At 74.0% G+C, this 16,074-nt stretch carries 15 protein-coding genes; 11 read left to right on the forward strand and 4 right to left on the reverse strand.

The genetic code is table 11. The features are described from left to right. Positions 1 to 4 precede the first annotated feature (4 nt). Complete coding sequence (locus tag V6U77_RS14855; protein ID WP_334606901.1) at positions 5 to 991, forward strand: ABC transporter permease; 987 nt, start codon at positions 5 to 7, stop codon at positions 989 to 991. Positions 992 to 1,098: 107 nt separating this feature from the next. Continuing rightward, on the forward strand, positions 1,099 to 2,844 hold the full coding sequence (locus tag V6U77_RS14860; protein WP_334606902.1) for an ABC transporter substrate-binding protein: 1,746 nt from the start codon (positions 1,099 to 1,101) through the stop codon (positions 2,842 to 2,844). A 136-nt stretch (positions 2,845 to 2,980) separates the two neighbouring features. On the opposite strand, the gene V6U77_RS14865 is transcribed toward V6U77_RS14860, so the two are convergent. After that, positions 2,981 to 5,122, reverse strand: coding sequence for a S9 family peptidase (locus V6U77_RS14865; protein ID WP_334606903.1), 2,142 nt, complete (start codon positions 5,120 to 5,122; stop codon positions 2,981 to 2,983). An 87-nt stretch (positions 5,123 to 5,209) separates the two neighbouring features. Between V6U77_RS14865 and mshB the strand changes: the two genes are divergently transcribed. The 3 genes from mshB to V6U77_RS14880 all read left to right on the forward strand — a co-directional run bounded on the left by mshB (position 5,210) and on the right by V6U77_RS14880 (position 7,133). Continuing rightward, entirely contained in the window at positions 5,210 to 6,136 is a 927-nt protein-coding gene (gene mshB, locus V6U77_RS14870) for an N-acetyl-1-D-myo-inositol-2-amino-2-deoxy-alpha-D-glucopyranoside deacetylase (RefSeq protein WP_334606904.1), read from the forward strand. 17 nt (positions 6,137 to 6,153) lie between these two features. After that, positions 6,154 to 6,591, forward strand: a complete 438-nt coding sequence (locus V6U77_RS14875; RefSeq protein WP_334606943.1) for a hypothetical protein — start codon at positions 6,154 to 6,156, stop codon at positions 6,589 to 6,591. A 77-nt stretch (positions 6,592 to 6,668) separates the two neighbouring features. Beyond that, positions 6,669 to 7,133: a hypothetical protein gene (locus V6U77_RS14880; protein ID WP_334606905.1), complete on the forward strand. Its 465-nt coding sequence runs from the start codon at positions 6,669 to 6,671 to the stop codon at positions 7,131 to 7,133. A 235-nt stretch (positions 7,134 to 7,368) separates the two neighbouring features. Here the strand turns inward: V6U77_RS14880 and V6U77_RS14885 are convergent, their stop codons facing one another. After that, positions 7,369 to 8,328 (reverse strand): GNAT family N-acetyltransferase, encoded by a 960-nt coding sequence (locus V6U77_RS14885; protein WP_334606906.1) that lies wholly within the window; start codon positions 8,326 to 8,328, stop codon positions 7,369 to 7,371. A gap of 79 nt (positions 8,329 to 8,407) precedes the next feature. Between V6U77_RS14885 and fdxA the strand changes: the two genes are divergently transcribed. From fdxA to V6U77_RS14915, 6 genes are all read left to right on the forward strand, one after another. After that, the gene (fdxA, locus tag V6U77_RS14890) at positions 8,408 to 8,734 is read left to right on the forward strand and encodes a ferredoxin (RefSeq protein WP_007464872.1); all 327 of its coding nucleotides are present in this window, start codon (positions 8,408 to 8,410) and stop codon (positions 8,732 to 8,734) included. Then, positions 8,731 to 9,837, forward strand: a complete 1,107-nt coding sequence (gene dapC / locus V6U77_RS14895) for a succinyldiaminopimelate transaminase (RefSeq protein ID WP_334606944.1) — start codon at positions 8,731 to 8,733, stop codon at positions 9,835 to 9,837. The genes fdxA and dapC overlap by 4 nt, the downstream gene beginning before the upstream one ends. Positions 9,838 to 9,913: 76 nt before the next feature. Further along, positions 9,914 to 10,222 carry a hypothetical protein gene (locus V6U77_RS14900; RefSeq protein WP_334606907.1) on the forward strand — a complete coding sequence of 103 codons (309 nt, stop codon included), beginning with the start codon at positions 9,914 to 9,916 and terminating at the stop codon, positions 10,220 to 10,222. Beyond that, complete coding sequence (locus tag V6U77_RS14905; protein WP_334606908.1) at positions 10,222 to 11,247, forward strand: prephenate dehydrogenase; 1,026 nt, start codon at positions 10,222 to 10,224, stop codon at positions 11,245 to 11,247. Before V6U77_RS14900 ends, V6U77_RS14905 begins: the two co-directional genes overlap by 1 nt. A gap of 96 nt (positions 11,248 to 11,343) precedes the next feature. Then, the gene (locus V6U77_RS14910) at positions 11,344 to 11,988 is read left to right on the forward strand and encodes an SIMPL domain-containing protein (RefSeq protein WP_334606909.1); all 645 of its coding nucleotides are present in this window, start codon (positions 11,344 to 11,346) and stop codon (positions 11,986 to 11,988) included. Next, a complete protein-coding gene (locus V6U77_RS14915; RefSeq protein ID WP_334606910.1) occupies positions 11,988 to 12,638 on the forward strand; it encodes a nucleoside/nucleotide kinase family protein in 651 nt (216 codons plus the stop codon). Before V6U77_RS14910 ends, V6U77_RS14915 begins: the two co-directional genes overlap by 1 nt. 85 nt (positions 12,639 to 12,723) lie before the next feature. Here the strand turns inward: V6U77_RS14915 and V6U77_RS14920 are convergent, their stop codons facing one another. Both V6U77_RS14920 and V6U77_RS14925 read right to left on the reverse strand, forming a co-directional pair. Next, positions 12,724 to 15,357 carry a hypothetical protein gene (locus tag V6U77_RS14920; RefSeq protein WP_334606912.1) on the reverse strand — a complete coding sequence of 878 codons (2,634 nt, stop codon included), beginning with the start codon at positions 15,355 to 15,357 and terminating at the stop codon, positions 12,724 to 12,726. Between the two features lie 100 nt (positions 15,358 to 15,457). Further along, positions 15,458 to 16,015 carry a sugar O-acetyltransferase gene (locus V6U77_RS14925; protein ID WP_334606914.1) on the reverse strand — a complete coding sequence of 186 codons (558 nt, stop codon included), beginning with the start codon at positions 16,013 to 16,015 and terminating at the stop codon, positions 15,458 to 15,460. Between the last annotated feature and the right edge of the window lie 59 nt (positions 16,016 to 16,074).

Here is a 16,074-nt window from a genome sequence, read left to right on the forward strand (position 1 = left end):
GCACATGGTGCGCTTCCTGCTGAAGCGGGTGATGCTGGCGATCTCGGTGCTGTTCGCGGTGAGTGTGGTCAGCTTCCTGCTGTTCTTCGCGCTGCCCGCCGACCCGGTGACCGGCATGTGCCCCAAGAACTGCAACGCCGAGCGCCTGGAGCGGGTGCGTACGGAGCTGGGGCTCAACGAGCCGAAGGTGCAGCAGTACGCCGACTACATGAAGGGCATCTTCGTCGGCCGCGACCTGGGCAGCGCGCAGGGCGGCGAGTGCGCGGCACCCTGCCTCGGCTACTCGTACGTCAACAGCGAGGCGGTCACCGACACCTTCGCCCGGGTGCTGCCGGTGACGTTGAGCATCGTCCTGCCCGCGGCGGTGCTGTGGCTCGCCATCGGCGTCGGGCTCGGCATGGTCTCGGCGCTGCGGCGCGGCTCGCTGCTGGACCGGATCTCGATCGGGCTCACCCTGACCTTCGCCTCGCTGCAGCTCTACTTCGTCGGCGCGGTGCTGTTGCTGATCTTCGTCTACACCCTGCAGATCCTGCCCACGCCGCGCTACACGTCCATCTTCGACGATCCCGTGGAGTGGGCGCGGGGGCTGGTGCTGGCCTGGGTCACCCTGGCACTGCTCTTCTCCGCCATCTACGCGCGGCTGTCCCGGGCCCAGATGCTCGAGACGCTCTCGGAGGACTTCGTGCGCACCGCCCGGGCCAAGGGCATGCCGAAGCGGCAGGTGTACGGCAAGCACGCGCTGCGCGCGGCGATCACGCCGATCGTCACCATCGCCGGTCTCGACGTCGGCACGGCGCTCGGCGGCACGGTGATCACCGAGACCACCTTCGGCATCCAGGGGCTGGGCCGTACGGCGGTGGAGGCGGTCAGCCAGGGCGACCTGCCGACCATCATGGGGACCGTGCTCATCGCCGCGCTGTTCGTGGTCGTCGCCAACATGGTCGTCGACCTGCTCTACGCGTTCGTCGACCCCCGGGTGCGCCTCGGCTGACCCGCCGCGCCGGGCGCCGATCGTTGTAGCCCCGTTATCCGCTCGAAATTTACCGTCATTGAAGGCTGAGCGAAGCTTTCCTTCATCGGCGATCCGGAGGAGTGAGTATGCGAGCAAGACACGTCACCGCACTGGGCGGTGCGATCGCACTGGTGGTTTCCCTCGGTGCGTGCAGCGAGAACACCGGTGACGACACCGGCGGGGTGGACACCACCAAGCCGCGCAGCGGCGCCATCGCCACCGACCCCAAGGACTCGCTCGGCCCGGCGCCGGAGGTGCCCGGCGCGGCCAAGGGCGGCACGTTCTACATCCTGCGGGAGAACAAGATCTCCCACATGGACCCGCAGCGGATCTACTCGTTCGCCGGCCTGATGGGAAGCCAGCTCTACGCCCGCTTCCTCACCACGTTCAAGGACGACGGCAAGGGCAACGTCACCCTGGTCGGCGACCTGGCCGAGACCCCCGGCACCAACGTCAACAACGACTGCAAGGTCTGGGAGTTCAAGGTCAAGCAGGGGGTGAAGTTCGAGGACGGCCGGCCGATCACCAGCAAGGAGATCGCGTACGGCATCGCCCGGTCCTTCGACCCGGACCTCACCGGCGGCCCGACCTACCTGCAGGAGTGGCTGGTCGACAGCCCGCAGTACGACACCAAGTGGGACTTCAAGGCCAACAAGACCTCGCTGCCGCCGGGGCTGACCACGCCGGACGAGCGCACCCTGCGCTTCGAGTTCAACAAGCCCCGCTGTGACCTGCCGTTCGCCGTCTCGCTGCCGGCGACCGCGCCGCTGCCGGCCGACAAGGACACCGGCGTCAACCTGGACAACCAGCCGTTCTCGTCGGGCCCGTACAAGTTCACCAAGCACACCCCGGGCGTCGAGATCGTGCTCGAGCGCAACGAGCACTGGGACCCGGCCACCGACGCCGTGCGCCACCAGTACCCGGACAAGTTCGTCTGGTCGCTCGGCGCGGACCAGGCCGCCCAGACCAACCGGGTGCTCGCCGGCACCGGCAACGACGCCGCGGCGGTCGCCACCGGCGGTGTCCCGTCCGAGCTGATCGCCAAGGTCACCGGCGACCCCAAGCTCAAGGAGCGGATGATCGTCGCGGCCACGCCGAACGCGTACCGCCTGAGCATCAACACCGCCCGGGTCACCGACCTGTCGGTGCGCCAGGCGATCAACCACGCGATCGACCGCACCAGCATCACCAAGAACCTCGGCGGCCCCTACGGCGCCGTGCCGATGACGACGCTGCTGCCGCCCACCACGCTCGGCTACAAGCAGTTCGACGCGTACCCGGCCGGCGACAGCGGCAACCCGGAGAAGGCCAAGGAGCTGCTCGCGGGCAAGACGCAGAACCTGGTTCTGCTCACCTCCGACGTGACCAGCTCCCAGGAGCGGGCCACGCAGATCAAGAACGCCCTGGAGAAGGCCGGCTTCACCGTCACGATCAAGACGATCCCCGAGGACGGCTACCTCGACACGGTGAAGAAGAAGGACAACCCGTACGACCTCTGGGTCGACTCGTGGGCGGCCGACTGGCCCAGCGGCGCGTCGATCCTGCCCGTGCTCTTCGACGGCCGCGGCATCAAGGCCGAGGGCAACAGCAACACCTCGCAGCTCAACAACGAGGCGCTCAACGCGGAGTTCGACCGGATCCTCGCGCTCGACCCGGCCAAGCAGGCCGACGAGTGGAGCAAGATCGACGAGCGGCTGATGAAGGAGACGGCGCCGGCGGTGCCGCTCTACGTCGAGGTGGTCTCCCTGGCGCACGGCGAGAAGGCCGGCGGCGTCTTCATCGGCAGCATCTTCGGCTGGCCGAGCTTCGTGGACGCCTACGTCAAGCAGTGACACCGCCCGTGACGCGATGACACCCGCCCGGTGAAACCGCAACGGACCGACCCCCGGTCGACAACGTCGTCGGCCGGGGGTCGCCGTGTCGGTGGGCCGGATCCCGGCGCCACCCCCACGTCACCGGGCCGCTCGCCTAGACGTGCCGGCGGACGAAGTCCAGCTCCAGCCTGAGCAGGCGTTCGGCGGTGCCCCCGGCGGCCATGTGCGTGGCCCCCGTCAGCGGGAGCACCGAGTGCGGCCGGCCGGTGGCCAGCAGCGCCGCCGACAGGCGCAGCGTGTGCGCGGCCACGACGTTGTCGTCCACCAGGCCGTGCACCAGCAGCAGCGGCCGGGCCTCCTGCGCACCCGTCACCGGCTCGCCGGCCAGCTCCACCAGCGAGTGGTGCGCGTAGATGTCCGTGCCGTCGTCCGGCAGGCCCAGGTAGCGCTCGGTGTAGGCGGTGTCGTACAGCGCCCAGTCGGTGACCGGCGCCCCGACGACGCCGCACCGGAACAGCTCCGGGTGCCGCAGCACCGCCAAGCCGGCCAGCCAGCCCCCGAACGACCAGCCGCGCACCGCCACCCGGTCCAGGTCCAGGTCGGGGTGCTTGCCGGCCAACGCGGTGAGCGCGTCCACCTGGTCGAGCAGGACGACGTCGGCCACCCGCCGGTGGATCGCCTTCTCGAAGGAGGGGGCCACGCCCGGCGTACCGCGGTTGTCGACGGTGACGACCGCGAAGCCGGCGTCGGCCCACCACTGCCGCTCCAGCCACGCCGAGCGGGCGGCGAGCACCTCCTGGTGCCCCGGCCCGCCGTAGACGTCCAGCAGCACCGGCAGCCGCCGGCCCGTGACGTGGTTGTCCGGGTAGAGCACGGCCGTCGGCAGCCGCCGGTCGGTGACCCGCTCCAGCAGCGGCAGCGGCGCGTACGGCGGGGTGGCGGCCAACGAGCGCAGCACGGCCACCTCCTGCCCGCCCCGCCGCACCGTCCACCGGGTGCCCGGATGGTCGAGCGAGGCGCTCCCCACCACCAGCACGTCGCCGCCCACGGCGGCGGTGTGCCAGCCCGGGTCGGTGGTGATCCGGCGCGCGTCGACGCCCCCGCCGATGGTCGTGCGTACCCGGAACAGGTGCCGCTCGCTCGGCTCCCCGTCGCTCGCCTCCACCAGCAGGTCGGCCGGGCCGTTGCCGCCCGGCAGCCGCCCCACCACCCGCCGCACGTAGAGCGACGGCGGGGTGAGCAGGGTGCCGTCGGCGAAGAGGCAGCGGGCGTCGTACCCGTCGTGGGCGAGTTCGCCGCCGACCAGCACCCGACCGTCGGGCAGGTGCGCCGGGGTGCCGGGGACCGGCTCCACCCAGCGCGGGTCGGCCAACTCGGCGTGCACCTGCGTCTCGCCGGTGCGCGGGTCGACGGCGAGCACCAGCCCGTGCTGCTGGGAACGGCGCAGCACCGTGATCAGCGGCCCGCCCTCGGCCCAGTGCACGGCGGTCAGGTACGGGTAGGTCTCCCGGTCCCAGTGCACGTCGACCCAGCCGTCGTCGAGGTCCAGCAGGTGCAGGCTGACCTCGGCGTTCGCGGTGCCCGCCCGGGGGTACGCGACCGTGGTCGGCGCGCTCGCCGGGTCGGCCGGGTCGTGCAGGTGCCAGCGTTGCACCCGGGACTCGTCCACCCGGGCGGCCAGCACCGAACGACCGTCCGGCGCCCACCAGTAGCCGCGGTAGCGGTGGAACTCCTCGGCCGCGATGTGCTCGGCCAGCCCCCAGGTCACCCCGGAGTCCTCCCCGGCCAGCAGGGTGTCCGTGCCGTCGTGCTCGACCACCCGCAGCTGCCCCCGGCGGACCCCCTCGGCGGCGTCGGTGACGTACGCCAGGCGCTGCCCCGTGGGGTCGGGGCGCGGATCGAGCACCGGGCCGACGGTGGCGACCTCGACCACGTCGCCGTGCACCAGGTCGGCCCGGAACAACCGCCCGGCCAGTGCGAAGACCGCCACCCGCCCGGCGCCGTCCAGCGTGTACGAGCCGATGCCGGAGGCGCTCAGCCGCAGCCGTTCGCGCAGCGCGCGCTCGCCCGGGCCCAGCGCGTCGGGGTCGGCGTCGGCCCCGAGCAGCGCCGCCGGATCGGCGACGAGGCGTTCCTCCCCGGTCGCCACGTCGAGCAGCCAGAGCGCGTCCGCCGGGTCCTCCGGGCCGGCCGAGCGCAGGAAGAGCACCCGGGAGCCGTCGTCGGCCACGGTGACCGCCCGCGGCGCTCCGCGGCTGAACCGGCGGGTGCGGGCGGCCAGCTCCGGAAAGTCCACAGCCCAGATCGTAGAGCCGCCACCACGGGTGATGTGGCCGACCTGCGCGGACGCGTCAGGGTCGGCGGGGGAGAACCGCCGGTTAGAGTGACCAGCGTGACGACGCTGCCTGACCGCCGGCTCCTGCTGGTCCACGCGCACCCCGACGACGAGTCCATCGGCACCGGCGCGACGATGGCGCACTACGCCGCGGCGGGTGCCCACGTCACCCTGGTGACCTGCACGCTCGGCGAGGAAGGCGAGATCCACGTCCCGGCGCTGGCCCAGCTCGCCGCGGCCGAGGCCGACCAGCTCGGCGGCTGGCGGATCGCCGAGCTGGACGCCGCCTGCGCCGCGCTCGGGGTCACCGACCACCGTTTCCTCGGCGGCGCCGGCCGCTACCGCGACTCCGGCATGATGGGCCTCGCCACCAACGAGCACCCCCGGGCCTTCTGGCAGGCAGACCTCGACGAGGCCGCCGGGCACCTGGTGGAGATCATGCGGGAGGTACGCCCGCAGGTCATGGTCACCTACGACGACAACGGCTTCTACGGGCACCCGGACCACATCCAGGCGCACCGGGTGGCGATGCGCGCGTACGAGCTGGCCGGCGCGCAGGGCCTCGCCCCGGCGAAGGTCTACTGGACCGCGATGCCGCTCAGCGTGCTGGAGGCGGGGATGGGCCAGTTCGTCGAGTCGGCGGACAACCCCTTCGCCGGGATCCAGGACATCTCGGAGCTGCCCTTCGGCACCCCGGACGCGCAGATCGCCGCCCGCATCGACGCCACCGATCAGCACGCCGCCAAGGAGGCGGCCATGCGGGCGCACGCCACCCAGATCCCCGACGACTCGTGGCTCTACACGATCGCCGGCAGCTCCGGCGGCGAGTTCATGGGCATGGAGTACTACACCCTCGCGGTGGGGGAGAAGGGACCGGGCAGCGGCCCGTACGGCTGGGAGGACGACCTCTTCGCCGGGCTCGACGTCGCCGACGGCCCGGACCGGTCCCCGGTCGGGGCGGCCGGCCTCCGGTGACGCTGCCCGCCGCGCCGATGTCGGTCATCCCCGAGGAGAGCGCCCCGCCACCGCCCGTACGGCACCGGCCGCTGCTCGACCTCGCCCTGCGGGTGGCCGGCGGGCTGGTCGCCGTCCTCGGTGGGATGCTCACCGGGGTGTTGGAGCTGCTGCTGGCCACGCTCCGGGTCGGCGGGCAGCTGATCGGCGTCTCGGTGCTCGTGGCGATCGGCGCCAACATCGCGCTGAGCTGGTTCGCGCACGAGACCGTCGGCCGCCGGTGGGCGGTGGCGCTGCCCGCGACGCCGTGGTTCGTCCTGATGGCGGTCGCGGCGGTCCGCACCGCGGAGGGGGACCTGCTCGTCTCCGGCGACAACTGGGTCGGCCTGGCGATGATCGTGGCCGGCGCGATGACGTTCGCGGTGATGGGTTTCCGGCAGGTCCTGGCTCCGCCACCCGTCCGGTCGGGGGACTGACGACGCCCGGGTCGCGATGGTAGACATTCCTGCCAGGAGGCCCGCCGCCCGGCGGGCGGTACGGCGGGAGGCGTGCGATGAGTGAGCGGTGGCGGGCGATCGGGGTTCTCGCGGTCGCGCTGTTCGCGGTCAACGTGGTCGCCCGGCTGGTCACCCGGTTCGGCTTCGACGGCGACGACACAGCCGCCGACCGGGTGTCGCTGGGGATGTTCGTGGTGATCGGGCTGGTCCTGGCGGCGGTCGCCTTCGTCTGGGGCAGGCGTCGACCCGTCTCGGCCTGGGGTGCGGACCTTGCCGCCGCAGTCGGGATCGCGCTGCTGCTGACGGTGCTGGTCGGGCCGCTGCTGGTCGGCGACAACCCCTTCGGCGGGGGCGCGGGCACCTTCTTCGCCCAGATCTGGCTCTACCTCGCGGCGGCCGGCGTCGGCGTGCTGCTCGGCTACCTGCTCCTCACGGCGCTCGGTCTCGACCACCGCTCGCAGTCCCTCAAGCGCTACGCCGAGCTCCGGGCCACCAAGCCCCGCCGCGTCGTCCGCCGCTGACCACCTGACCTCCCACCCACCCACCCCACCCTGCCCTGCCCGTCCCCGCCCGTCCCTGCCCGTCCCCTGCGCCGCGCCCCACCCCCCACCGCGCGCCCGCCCCCTCGACCGCCAGGAGCTGACCGGCGACCCGACGCACGACCAGGCCGCCGATCATGAGGTTTGCGCCCTGGAATGCGCTATCCAAAGGCGAAAACTTCATGATCGACGAGGTCGGGGGCAGCGCGAGGGCGGGTCAGGGGGGTGGGGTGCGGGTCAGGTAGGTGTGGTGGGTGGTGAAGCCGAGGGAGCGGTAGAGGGCCACGGCCGGGGTGTTGTGCTGCTCGACCTGGAGGAAGGCGCGCGAGGCGCCGGTCGCGGCACCCCAGTCGGCGAGCGCGCGGACGATCCGGCCGGCCACGCCCTGCCGCCTCGCCTCGGGCAGCACCTCGATCAGGCTGAGCCCGAGCCAGCGTCCCTGCCCGGTGACCGTGCCCCGACCGATGGCGAGCAGTGCGCCGTCGGCGTACACGTGGGCGAAGCGGACCTGGTCCACGGCGGTGAGCACGTGCCGGGCGGCGTCCGGCAGGCCGCCCTTGCGGCCGGCGGCGACGGCGAGCCAGTCGTCCGACGGGCCGGTGGCCAGCTCGACCGGCGGTGCCGTGGCGCTCTCCGGCGCGGCCGGCGGCAGCCCCGCCAGCGGCACGGTCTGCACCAGCACGGGCGGTCGGCTGCCCCAGCCACGGGCGTCCAACTCCGCGCCGACCGGGGCGGCGAGCGGCAGCGGGGTGTTGACCATCGGCGGCAGGCCGAGGTCGGTGTACCAGCGCTGCACCGCGTCCAGCGCGGCGGGCAGGGGCCGGTCCGGGTCGCCCACGGGCAGCGCCGAGTTGGCCCGGCCGGTCCAGCCGTCGGCGGCGCGCAGCCGCCAGTCGCCGAGCCGCCCCCGTACGGCGGCGGGCCAGGCCTCGTCGGCGGCCAGTTCCAGCTCGACCACCGCCGCGGCGGTGGGTCGGCGGGTCGGTGGCACCCGTTTCGCCCGGTGCACCTCGGCCACCGGGACCCGGAGCCGACCCTGCGCGGTGGCGAGTGTGAGGTGGGTCTCGTTCAGCTCGACAAGCTCGCCGAGGGCGTCCGAGAAGAGCGGCCGACCCTCGCGGATCCCCACGATCCGGCGCACCACGATCCGGTGTCCCACATCCTGCTGTCGGAGCACGATCGACCCCCTCCCCGGCGAGATACTAGGCTCTAACCGTCGCGGGTGATCGCGGCGTGTCTTGCGGAGGAGAAGACCGGTGACCTACATCATCGCCGAACCGTGCGTGGATGTGCTCGACAAGGCCTGCATCGAGGAGTGCCCGGTCGACTGCATTTACGAGGGCAACCGGATGCTCTACATCCACCCCGACGAGTGCGTGGACTGTGGTGCCTGTGAGCCGGTCTGCCCGGTCGAGGCGATCTTCTACGAGGACGACGTCCCGGAGCAGTGGAAGGACTACACCGGCGCCAACTACGAGTTCTTCGAGGACCTGGGCTCGCCCGGTGGCGCCTCGAAGATCGGCAAGGTGGAGAAGGACGCGACGTTCGTCGCCGCGCAGCCGCCGCGCGGTGAGGGCCACTGAACCGGCCCGCGCCGGTCTCGTCACGGCTGCCGGAGTTCACCTGGGACACCCTGGACGCCGCGGCCGCCCTGGCCGCGGCGCATCCTCAGGGCCTGATCAACCTCTCCATGGGTACGCCGGTCGACCCGGTGCCCGAGGTGATCAAGCGGGCGCTGGCCGACGCGGCCGACGCCCCCGGCTACCCGCTGACGGCCGGCACCCCGGTGCTGCGCGAGACGATCGCGGCGTGGATCGCACGGGCCTGCGGCGCCGGCGTCGACGGCCTCGGTGTGCTGCCGACGATCGGCTCCAAGGAACTCGTCGCCTGGCTGCCGACGCTGCTCGGGATCGGCCCCGGCGACATCGTCGTGGTGCCCTCGATCGCCTACCCGACCTACGAGGACGGGGTCCGGCTCGCCGGCGCCACCGTCGTGCGCGCCGACTCGCTGACCGCCGTGGGCCCTACCTCCCGCGTGCGTCTGGTCTGGGTCAACTCGCCGGGCAACCCGACGGGCCGGGTGCTGCCGGCGGCCCACCTGCGCAAGGTGGTCGACTGGGCCCGGGAGCGCGGCGCGGTGGTCGCCAGCGACGAGTGCTACCTGCCGCTGGGCTGGTCCGCCGAGCCCGTCTCGGTGCTCTCGCCCGAGGTCTGCGGCGGGTCGTACGACGGGGTGCTGGCCGTGCACTCGCTGTCGAAGCGGTCCAACCTGGCCGGCTACCGGGCGGGATTCGTGGCGGGCGACCCGGCGCTGGTGGCGGAGCTGCTCAAGGTCCGCAAGCACGCCGGAATGATCGTGCCGGCGCCGGTGCAGGGGGCGATGGTGGCCGCGCTGCGCGACGAGCGGCACGCCGACGAGCAGCGGGAGCGCTACCGGGCCCGGCGGGAGGTCCTGCACGCCGCGTTCACCGGCGCCGGCTTCACCGTCGAGCACTCCGAGGCCGGGCTCTACCTCTGGCTCACCCGGGGCGAGGACTGCTGGGATACGGTCGACTGGCTGGCCCGGCGGGGCATCCTGGCCGCCGCGGGCGTGTTCTACGGCCCGGGCGGCCGGCAGCACGTCCGGGTGGCGCTGACCGAGTCCGACGAGCACGTGGCGGCGGTCGCCGGTCGGCTGCACGCCTGAGCGGGCGCCGCGCCGCGTCTACAAGTCGTCCTCCGGCAACCGGGGTCTGGCCCGCATCGACCTGCGCGGGGGCGAGTTGTCCTATCCGGTCCAGCCCTACCGGACGGAGCAGGACGCGCAGGCGGCGGTCCGGGGCGAGCCGGGCTTCGTGACCCGCTGCTTCGCAACGGTCTCCTCCGTCGGGGTCACGTACGAGAAGGGCCAGGTCGAGTTGATCTACAAGATCAGCGACGCGCACGAGGACCACCCCACGCGCAGCGGCATGCTGACGCTCCGGCCGCTGCGCCCGGACGCGATGAAGGGGTACTGGAAAAGCGATATCCTCGGCGCCGAGTCGAGTCGGGGTGTCCTCGACATGTACCGACCGAACCGCCGAGGTGCGTGATGGTGGACAGTCCCCGTGCACAGCCTCGGGTGGCCGTGGTGGGCACCGGTCTCATCGGCGGTTCGATCCTGCTCCGGCTGCACGAGGCGGGGCTGGACGTCGTCGGCTGGGACCCGGACCGGGCCACCCGGGCGGACGGCCGCGACCGCGGGGTGACCTTCCCCGACGACCTGGGCGAGGCGGTCCGTGACCGGGAGGTCGTGTTCCTCTGCGGTCCGCTGCCGAGCATGCCGGAGACCCTGCTCACCACCGCGAAGCACACCGGCGACGGGTGCGTCCTCACCGATGTGGGCAGCACCAAGGGCGCGGTGGCCGCCTTCGCCGTCGCCCACGGGCTGACCGACCGGTTCGTCCCCGGCCACCCGATGGCGGGCACCGAGCGGTCGGGGATCGCCGCCGCCGTGCCGGCGCTCTTCGAGGGGGCGGCGTGGGTGCTCTGCCCGTCGGCCGAGGGCATCGGGCCGTTCCGGATGCTGTCGAGCCTCGTCGTGGACGTCTTCGCCGCCCGGGTGGTGCCGATGTCGCCGGCGGTGCACGACTCGGTGGTGGCGCTCTCGTCCCACATCCCGCACCTGCTCGCCGGCAGCCTCGCCGGCGCGGTGGCGGGGTCGGACGTCCGGGACGCCGTGCTGGGTCTCGCCGCGGGCAGTTTCCGGGACGGCACCCGGGTCGCCGGCACCCCGGCCAGGCGTACGGCCGACATGCTGTTCGACAACCGCGAGCAGGTGGTGCGCCAACTCGGTCAGGTCAGCGCGTTCCTCGACGGGCTGGCCTCCGCGTTGCGGGCCCAGGACAGCGACGCCCTGGTCGCCCTCTTCCAGCGAGCGCGGGACCTGCGTACCGCCCTTCTCGACCGTGACCTGCTCGCCCACCGCCGGGAGTTCGCCGTCGGCGGCGACCACCGCGCCGAGGTGGCGTACCTGATGGAGCTCGGGGCCGCGGGCGGCTACCTCACCGGGTGCCGGCTCGACGGCGACCGGGTGGGCTACACGGGCCACCTCCCGGCGACGGCCGACCCGACCTGAGCCGGGCAGGCCGGGTGGGGCGCCGACCGCCGACCGCGCGGTCAGCGTGCGCTGAGACGCCGGGCGGGCCGGTGCGCGCCCGGTTAGGGTGAGGGCATGGTGGACGGGCCGGTGGTGGTGGTGCGCGGCGAGGCGTACCGGGAGGTGGCTCCGGAGATCGCCCGGTTCGCGGTGACCGCCACGGCGCGCGACCGGGACCGGGAGGCCACCCTGACCCGGCTGGCCGAGCGGGCCGCCGCCGTCCGGGTGCTGCTCGACGCCGAGGGCCCCGGCATCGACCGGCGGGAGACCGGCGAGCTGCGGGTCAGGCCGGAGACCAGACGCTCCGGGGAGCGGGTGGTGGCGTACAGCGGCAGCGTGACCACTACCGTGACCGTCACCGACCTCACCGCGCTCGGCGAGCTGATGCTGCGCCTGGCCGACCAGGACCAGGTCGAGGTGGCCGGCCCGTGGTGGTCGCTGCGGCCGGACAGTCCGGCCCACCGGGAGGCTCGGCACGCCGCGCTCGCCGACGCCCTGCGCCGTGCCCGCGAATACGCGGAGGCGCTCGGCGCCCGCGTGACCGCCCTGATCGAGCTGGCCGACGCGGGCGCGGGGGAGCAGCCGATGATGAGCCGGATGGCGTACGCGGCCGACGGCGCCGAGAGCGGCCCGCCGGAGCTGGAGATCGACCCGCAGCCGCAGACCGTGCACGCCGCGGTGCAGGCGCGGTTCGCGATCAGCGAGCCGGTCCTCGGCTGATGGCCGACGCCCGGGTCGTCGGGACCGACGAGCTGGTGGCGCGGGCGCGGGCCCTCGCCGAGGCCGGCCCACGGCAACTGCTCGGCATCGCCGGGCCGCCCGGCGCGGGCAAGTCGACGCTGGCGGAGCGGATCGTCGAGGCGATCGGCCCGACGGCCCGGCTGGTGCCGATGGACGGCTTCCACCTGGCGCAGGCCGAGCTGCGCCGGCTGGGCCGGGCGGAGCGCAAGGGTGCGGCGGACACCTTCGACGCCGACGGCTACGTCTCGACGCTGCGCCGCCTGCGCCGGCTGGAGCCGACGGCGGTCTACGTGCCGGCGTTCCACCGGGACCTGGAGGAGCCGGTGGCCGGCTCGATCGAGGTGCCTCCGTCGGTGCGGCTGGTGGTCACCGAGGGCAACTACCTGCTGATGACCCGGACGCCCTGGGACGAGGTGCGGCAGCTGCTGCACGAGGCATGGTTCCTCGACCTCGACGGCGAGCTGCGGCTGCGCCGACTGACCGCCCGGCACGAGGCGTACGGACGCTCGCCGGAGCAGGCCCGGGCGTGGGCGACCGGCAGCGACGAGGCCAACGCGGCCCAGGTGGCCGGCACCGCGCACCGCGCCGACCTGGTCGTACGCCTGACGGAGGCGCCGTCGACGCCCTGACCGCGTCGACCGTGCGCCGCGTGCCGACTCGGTCGGGCGGCGAAGGCGGCCAGCCGGGGCGAGGACCCGGCCGCCGCCGTGCGGGTCAGCCGGAGCCGGCCCTCGGCGCCGGCACGCCCCGGCGCAGCAGCCACGCCACCCGCGAGCGTTCCCGGTGGAACTCGGGCGCCTCCGGGTAGCCGCTGTGGTTGCGGATCGGCGGGTCGGCGACCTCCCCGCCGCTGGGGTGCAGCGCCTCCGGGTCGCGTACGGACAGGTCCCGTTCCCCGGCCGTCACCGGCCAGCCGAGCGGGTCGGTGTCCCGCCAGAAGTTGGTCCAGCGGGCCCGGCCGCCCGGCGGGGTCAGCGCCTCGGCGAGCACCGGCAGCCGGTCGGGGCCGAAGTACCCGGGGAAGACCCGCCCGTAGAGCCGGGTCAGCTGGCAGCCGTACGAGAAGAACCAGATCCGCCGGCGTGATCGGGCGGGCAGTTGAAGGATCACCGCCGCGCAGATAACCGTGCCCTGGCTGTGTCCCGAGAGGATGATCCCGTCCACGGCCCGGGGGTCGTGTTCGGCGAGCGCCAGCAGCCCGGCGGTGCGGGTCTGCAGCTCGGGTACGGCCCGTTCGGCGTAGCTGGGCGGGGCCAGCGGGTGGGCGGCCCGGGGCCAGAAGGTGCCCACGTCCCAGACGACGCCGACCGAGCGGCGCACGAGGTCGTTGCGGTAGACCATCAGCCCCACCGTGGCGATCAGCACCGGCAGCCAGCCGAGCAGCCGACCGCCCATCTCGGAGATCCACTCGATCACCGCGGCGCCGTCGGTCGGCTCCTCGGGGTGCGGCGGGTCGCGGGAGAGCAGGGCGGCGCAGGCGAGGGCCGCCAGCGCGAGCGACACGGCCGCGTAGGAGCCGACCAGCCGCACGGCGTGCTCGCCGACCAGCCGGTGCAGCGCGCGCCACGTGCTGACCTCGCGGCAGCGCCGCAGCTCGTGCGCCGAGAGAGGGGTGCCGGTGCGCGCCGTCGCCTGCGCGTACTCGTGCCGGCGCAGGCGGAGGTAGAGCAGACCGGCCCGGCCGACCGTGGCGGCGAGCGCGAGCAGGGCGCCGGCGCAGGCGAGCCCGGCCCACATCACGGGAACCGGGGACGCGACGGGGGAGAGCCCGTCCGGCACCGGGCCGCCGTTGAGCCGGCCGGTGACCCAGTGGAGCAGCCCGGCGCTGTAGGAGACGCAGAGCATCCAGCCGAGGCCGGCGATGACGGCCGGAGCGCGACCGCCCCAGGCGAGGTCGGTGTGGGGTGGCAGGGGCTGCTGTCCCACCGGTGCCGGGACGCGCGGCAGCAGCAGTCCGGCGGCCGCCAGCGCGACGACCGGGACGACGACCGTCCAGAACTCCAGCACGGTCGGCGCGGGCGGCACCCCGGGCAGCCAGCCGGTGGACCAGGCGAAACCGAGCACGAGCAGCAGGGTGGCCGCCGCCGGCGCGGCCAGCGCCCGCCGTCCGGACCGGGCCACCGCGCCGATCGCGACCAGCAGCAGCAACTGTCCCGTGCCGAGCCAGGCGACGATCCAGTCGAGGCCGGGCAACGACCGGTCGGCCGGGCAGGTCGGCGCGGCGGCGCTCCGGCCGCAGTCGGGCGCCGGGCGCAGGTCGGCCAGGGGCGTGCCCGCGGCACCGTCGGGCAGCAGCAGGACCAGCACCGTCCCGGCCAGCCCGGCAGCGGTGAGCACGATCACCGTGCCGCTCCGTCGACCGAGCGGGGTGGCCCCCGCGCGCCGGGTCAGGCCGGGGCGCGCGAGCGCCACGACCGCGACGACCACGACGGCGACGAGCGCCGCCACGGTGGGCCAGGCGAGCGCCGCCCGTACGCCCCGGGGCGGGTCCATCGCGAGGACCGCACCCAGCGGTACGGCGGCGGCGACGACCACGCCGGTGCACAGGTGCAGCACGGCGCCCCTGCGCAACTGGCCCTCGCCGTTCCAGAAGGCGCGGTCCTGCAACGGGTTGCCGGGCGGCCCGGAGGGCGGTTCGGGCGGGTCAGGACCGGCCTCGGGCTGTGCCGGTCCGTCCGCGGACGCGTCGGGCGGCTGCGGGACCCTGGGCACAGGGGTCGGTTCGGCGGGCATCTGTGCCTCGTACTGGTAGGTCCGCCAGCTCACCAGCCCGAGCAGGGTCAGCGCGCCAAGCGGTAGGAGCAGGCCGACGGCCAGCGCCCTCGCGCCCTCGCTCCACCAGCCTTGCCCCAGGAACTCCCAGGGACCGGGGACGCGGCGCAGGCAGTCCTCGTCCACGCACTGCCAGCCCACGAGGTCGACTCCGACGGCGGTGAGGGTGAGGGCGAGGGTGCCGGTGAGGCTCAGGCAGAACAGGCGGATGAACCAGGCGGTGACGCCCGAGCTGCTGTTCCACCGTTCGGCGCCGGGGTCGGCCGGGATGGTCGGCCGGGCGTGCAGCGCGACGTTGGCCAGGGTGAAGGGGAGCAGCAGCGTCCACAGCGCGCGCTCCACGTCGCGTGCGGTCCGCGGGCCGGAGGTCAGCTGCCCCCAGCTGTACGCCTCGACGACGACCGGGTCGCCCGGCTCCGCGGCGGGGGAGCGGTAGAAGCCGGTGGCCGCTCCACCCGCGACGAGCCGGGGCGGGGGCGGCGCGTCGGCTCCCGGGGCCGGGCGTAGGCCGAGGACCTGGCCCGGGGGCGTGTTGGAGACCCCGGGCACGCGCAGTTCGAGAACCGGACCGATCATTTCCGCCTCCGGTGACGACATCACCACCCACGGTGCCGGTCGTGGGTGGCGCCGCGCCAGCGTGGGAGGGTGTTTGTGCAGGTGGCGGGGGTGATCGTGCTCAGTCGAGCTGGCGTACGACCCGGGCCGGGTTGCCCACGGCGACGACGTTCGCGGGCAGGTCCTTCGTCACCACGGCGCCCGCGCCGACGACGGTGTTCTCCCCGATGGTGACGCCGGCGAGCACGATCGCTCCGCCGCCGAGCCAGACGTTGTCGCCGATGGTGATCGGCTCTGCCGCCTCCCACTTGTCCCGGCGCGGACCGGGCTCGACGGGGTGGGTGGGGGTGAGGAGCTGCACGTTCGGTCCGATCTGGACGTCGGCGCCGATGGTGATCGGGGCGACGTCGAGGAGGACGGCGTTGAAGTTCACGAAGCTGCGGGGTCCGATGCGGACGTGCCGGCCGTAGTCGACGTAGAGCGGTGGCCGGACGCTCGTGCCCTCGCCCACCTCGCCGAGCAGCTCGCGCAGGGCCGTCAACCGGGTCTCGGGATCCGCGGCCGGGCTGCCGTTGAAGCGTTCCATCAGTCGCGCCGCCCGGTCCAGGTCGGCGGCGATCCCGGGATCGTCGGCGATGTAGGGCTCGCCGGCCAGCATGCGTTCCTTCATGGAGGTCACCGGCCGATCATCCCCAAGGCCGGGCGGGTTCGTTGACCGGTCTGTCATCTTCGCGTCTT

Source organism: Micromonospora sp. CPCC 205546 (assembly GCF_036902715.1).
Classification (GTDB): domain Bacteria; phylum Actinomycetota; class Actinomycetes; order Mycobacteriales; family Micromonosporaceae; genus Micromonospora.

Bases quoted from the DNA above. Each gene is read 5' to 3' on its own strand.
- V6U77_RS14855 (WP_334606901.1), top strand. From the start codon at position 5: ATGGTGCGCTTCCTGCTGAAGCGGGTGATGCTGGCGATCTCGGTGCTG.
- V6U77_RS14860 (WP_334606902.1), top strand. From the start codon at position 1,099: ATGCGAGCAAGACACGTCACCGCACTGGGCGGTGCGATCGCACTGGTG.
- V6U77_RS14875 (WP_334606943.1), top strand. From the start codon at position 6,154: ATGTCGGTCATCCCCGAGGAGAGCGCCCCGCCACCGCCCGTACGGCAC.
- V6U77_RS14880 (WP_334606905.1), top strand. From the start codon at position 6,669: ATGAGTGAGCGGTGGCGGGCGATCGGGGTTCTCGCGGTCGCGCTGTTC.
- V6U77_RS14905 (WP_334606908.1), top strand. From the start codon at position 10,222: ATGGTGGACAGTCCCCGTGCACAGCCTCGGGTGGCCGTGGTGGGCACC.
- V6U77_RS14910 (WP_334606909.1), top strand. From the start codon at position 11,344: ATGGTGGACGGGCCGGTGGTGGTGGTGCGCGGCGAGGCGTACCGGGAG.
- V6U77_RS14915 (WP_334606910.1), top strand. From the start codon at position 11,988: ATGGCCGACGCCCGGGTCGTCGGGACCGACGAGCTGGTGGCGCGGGCG.
- V6U77_RS14920 (WP_334606912.1), bottom strand. From the start codon at position 15,357: ATGATCGGTCCGGTTCTCGAACTGCGCGTGCCCGGGGTCTCCAACACG.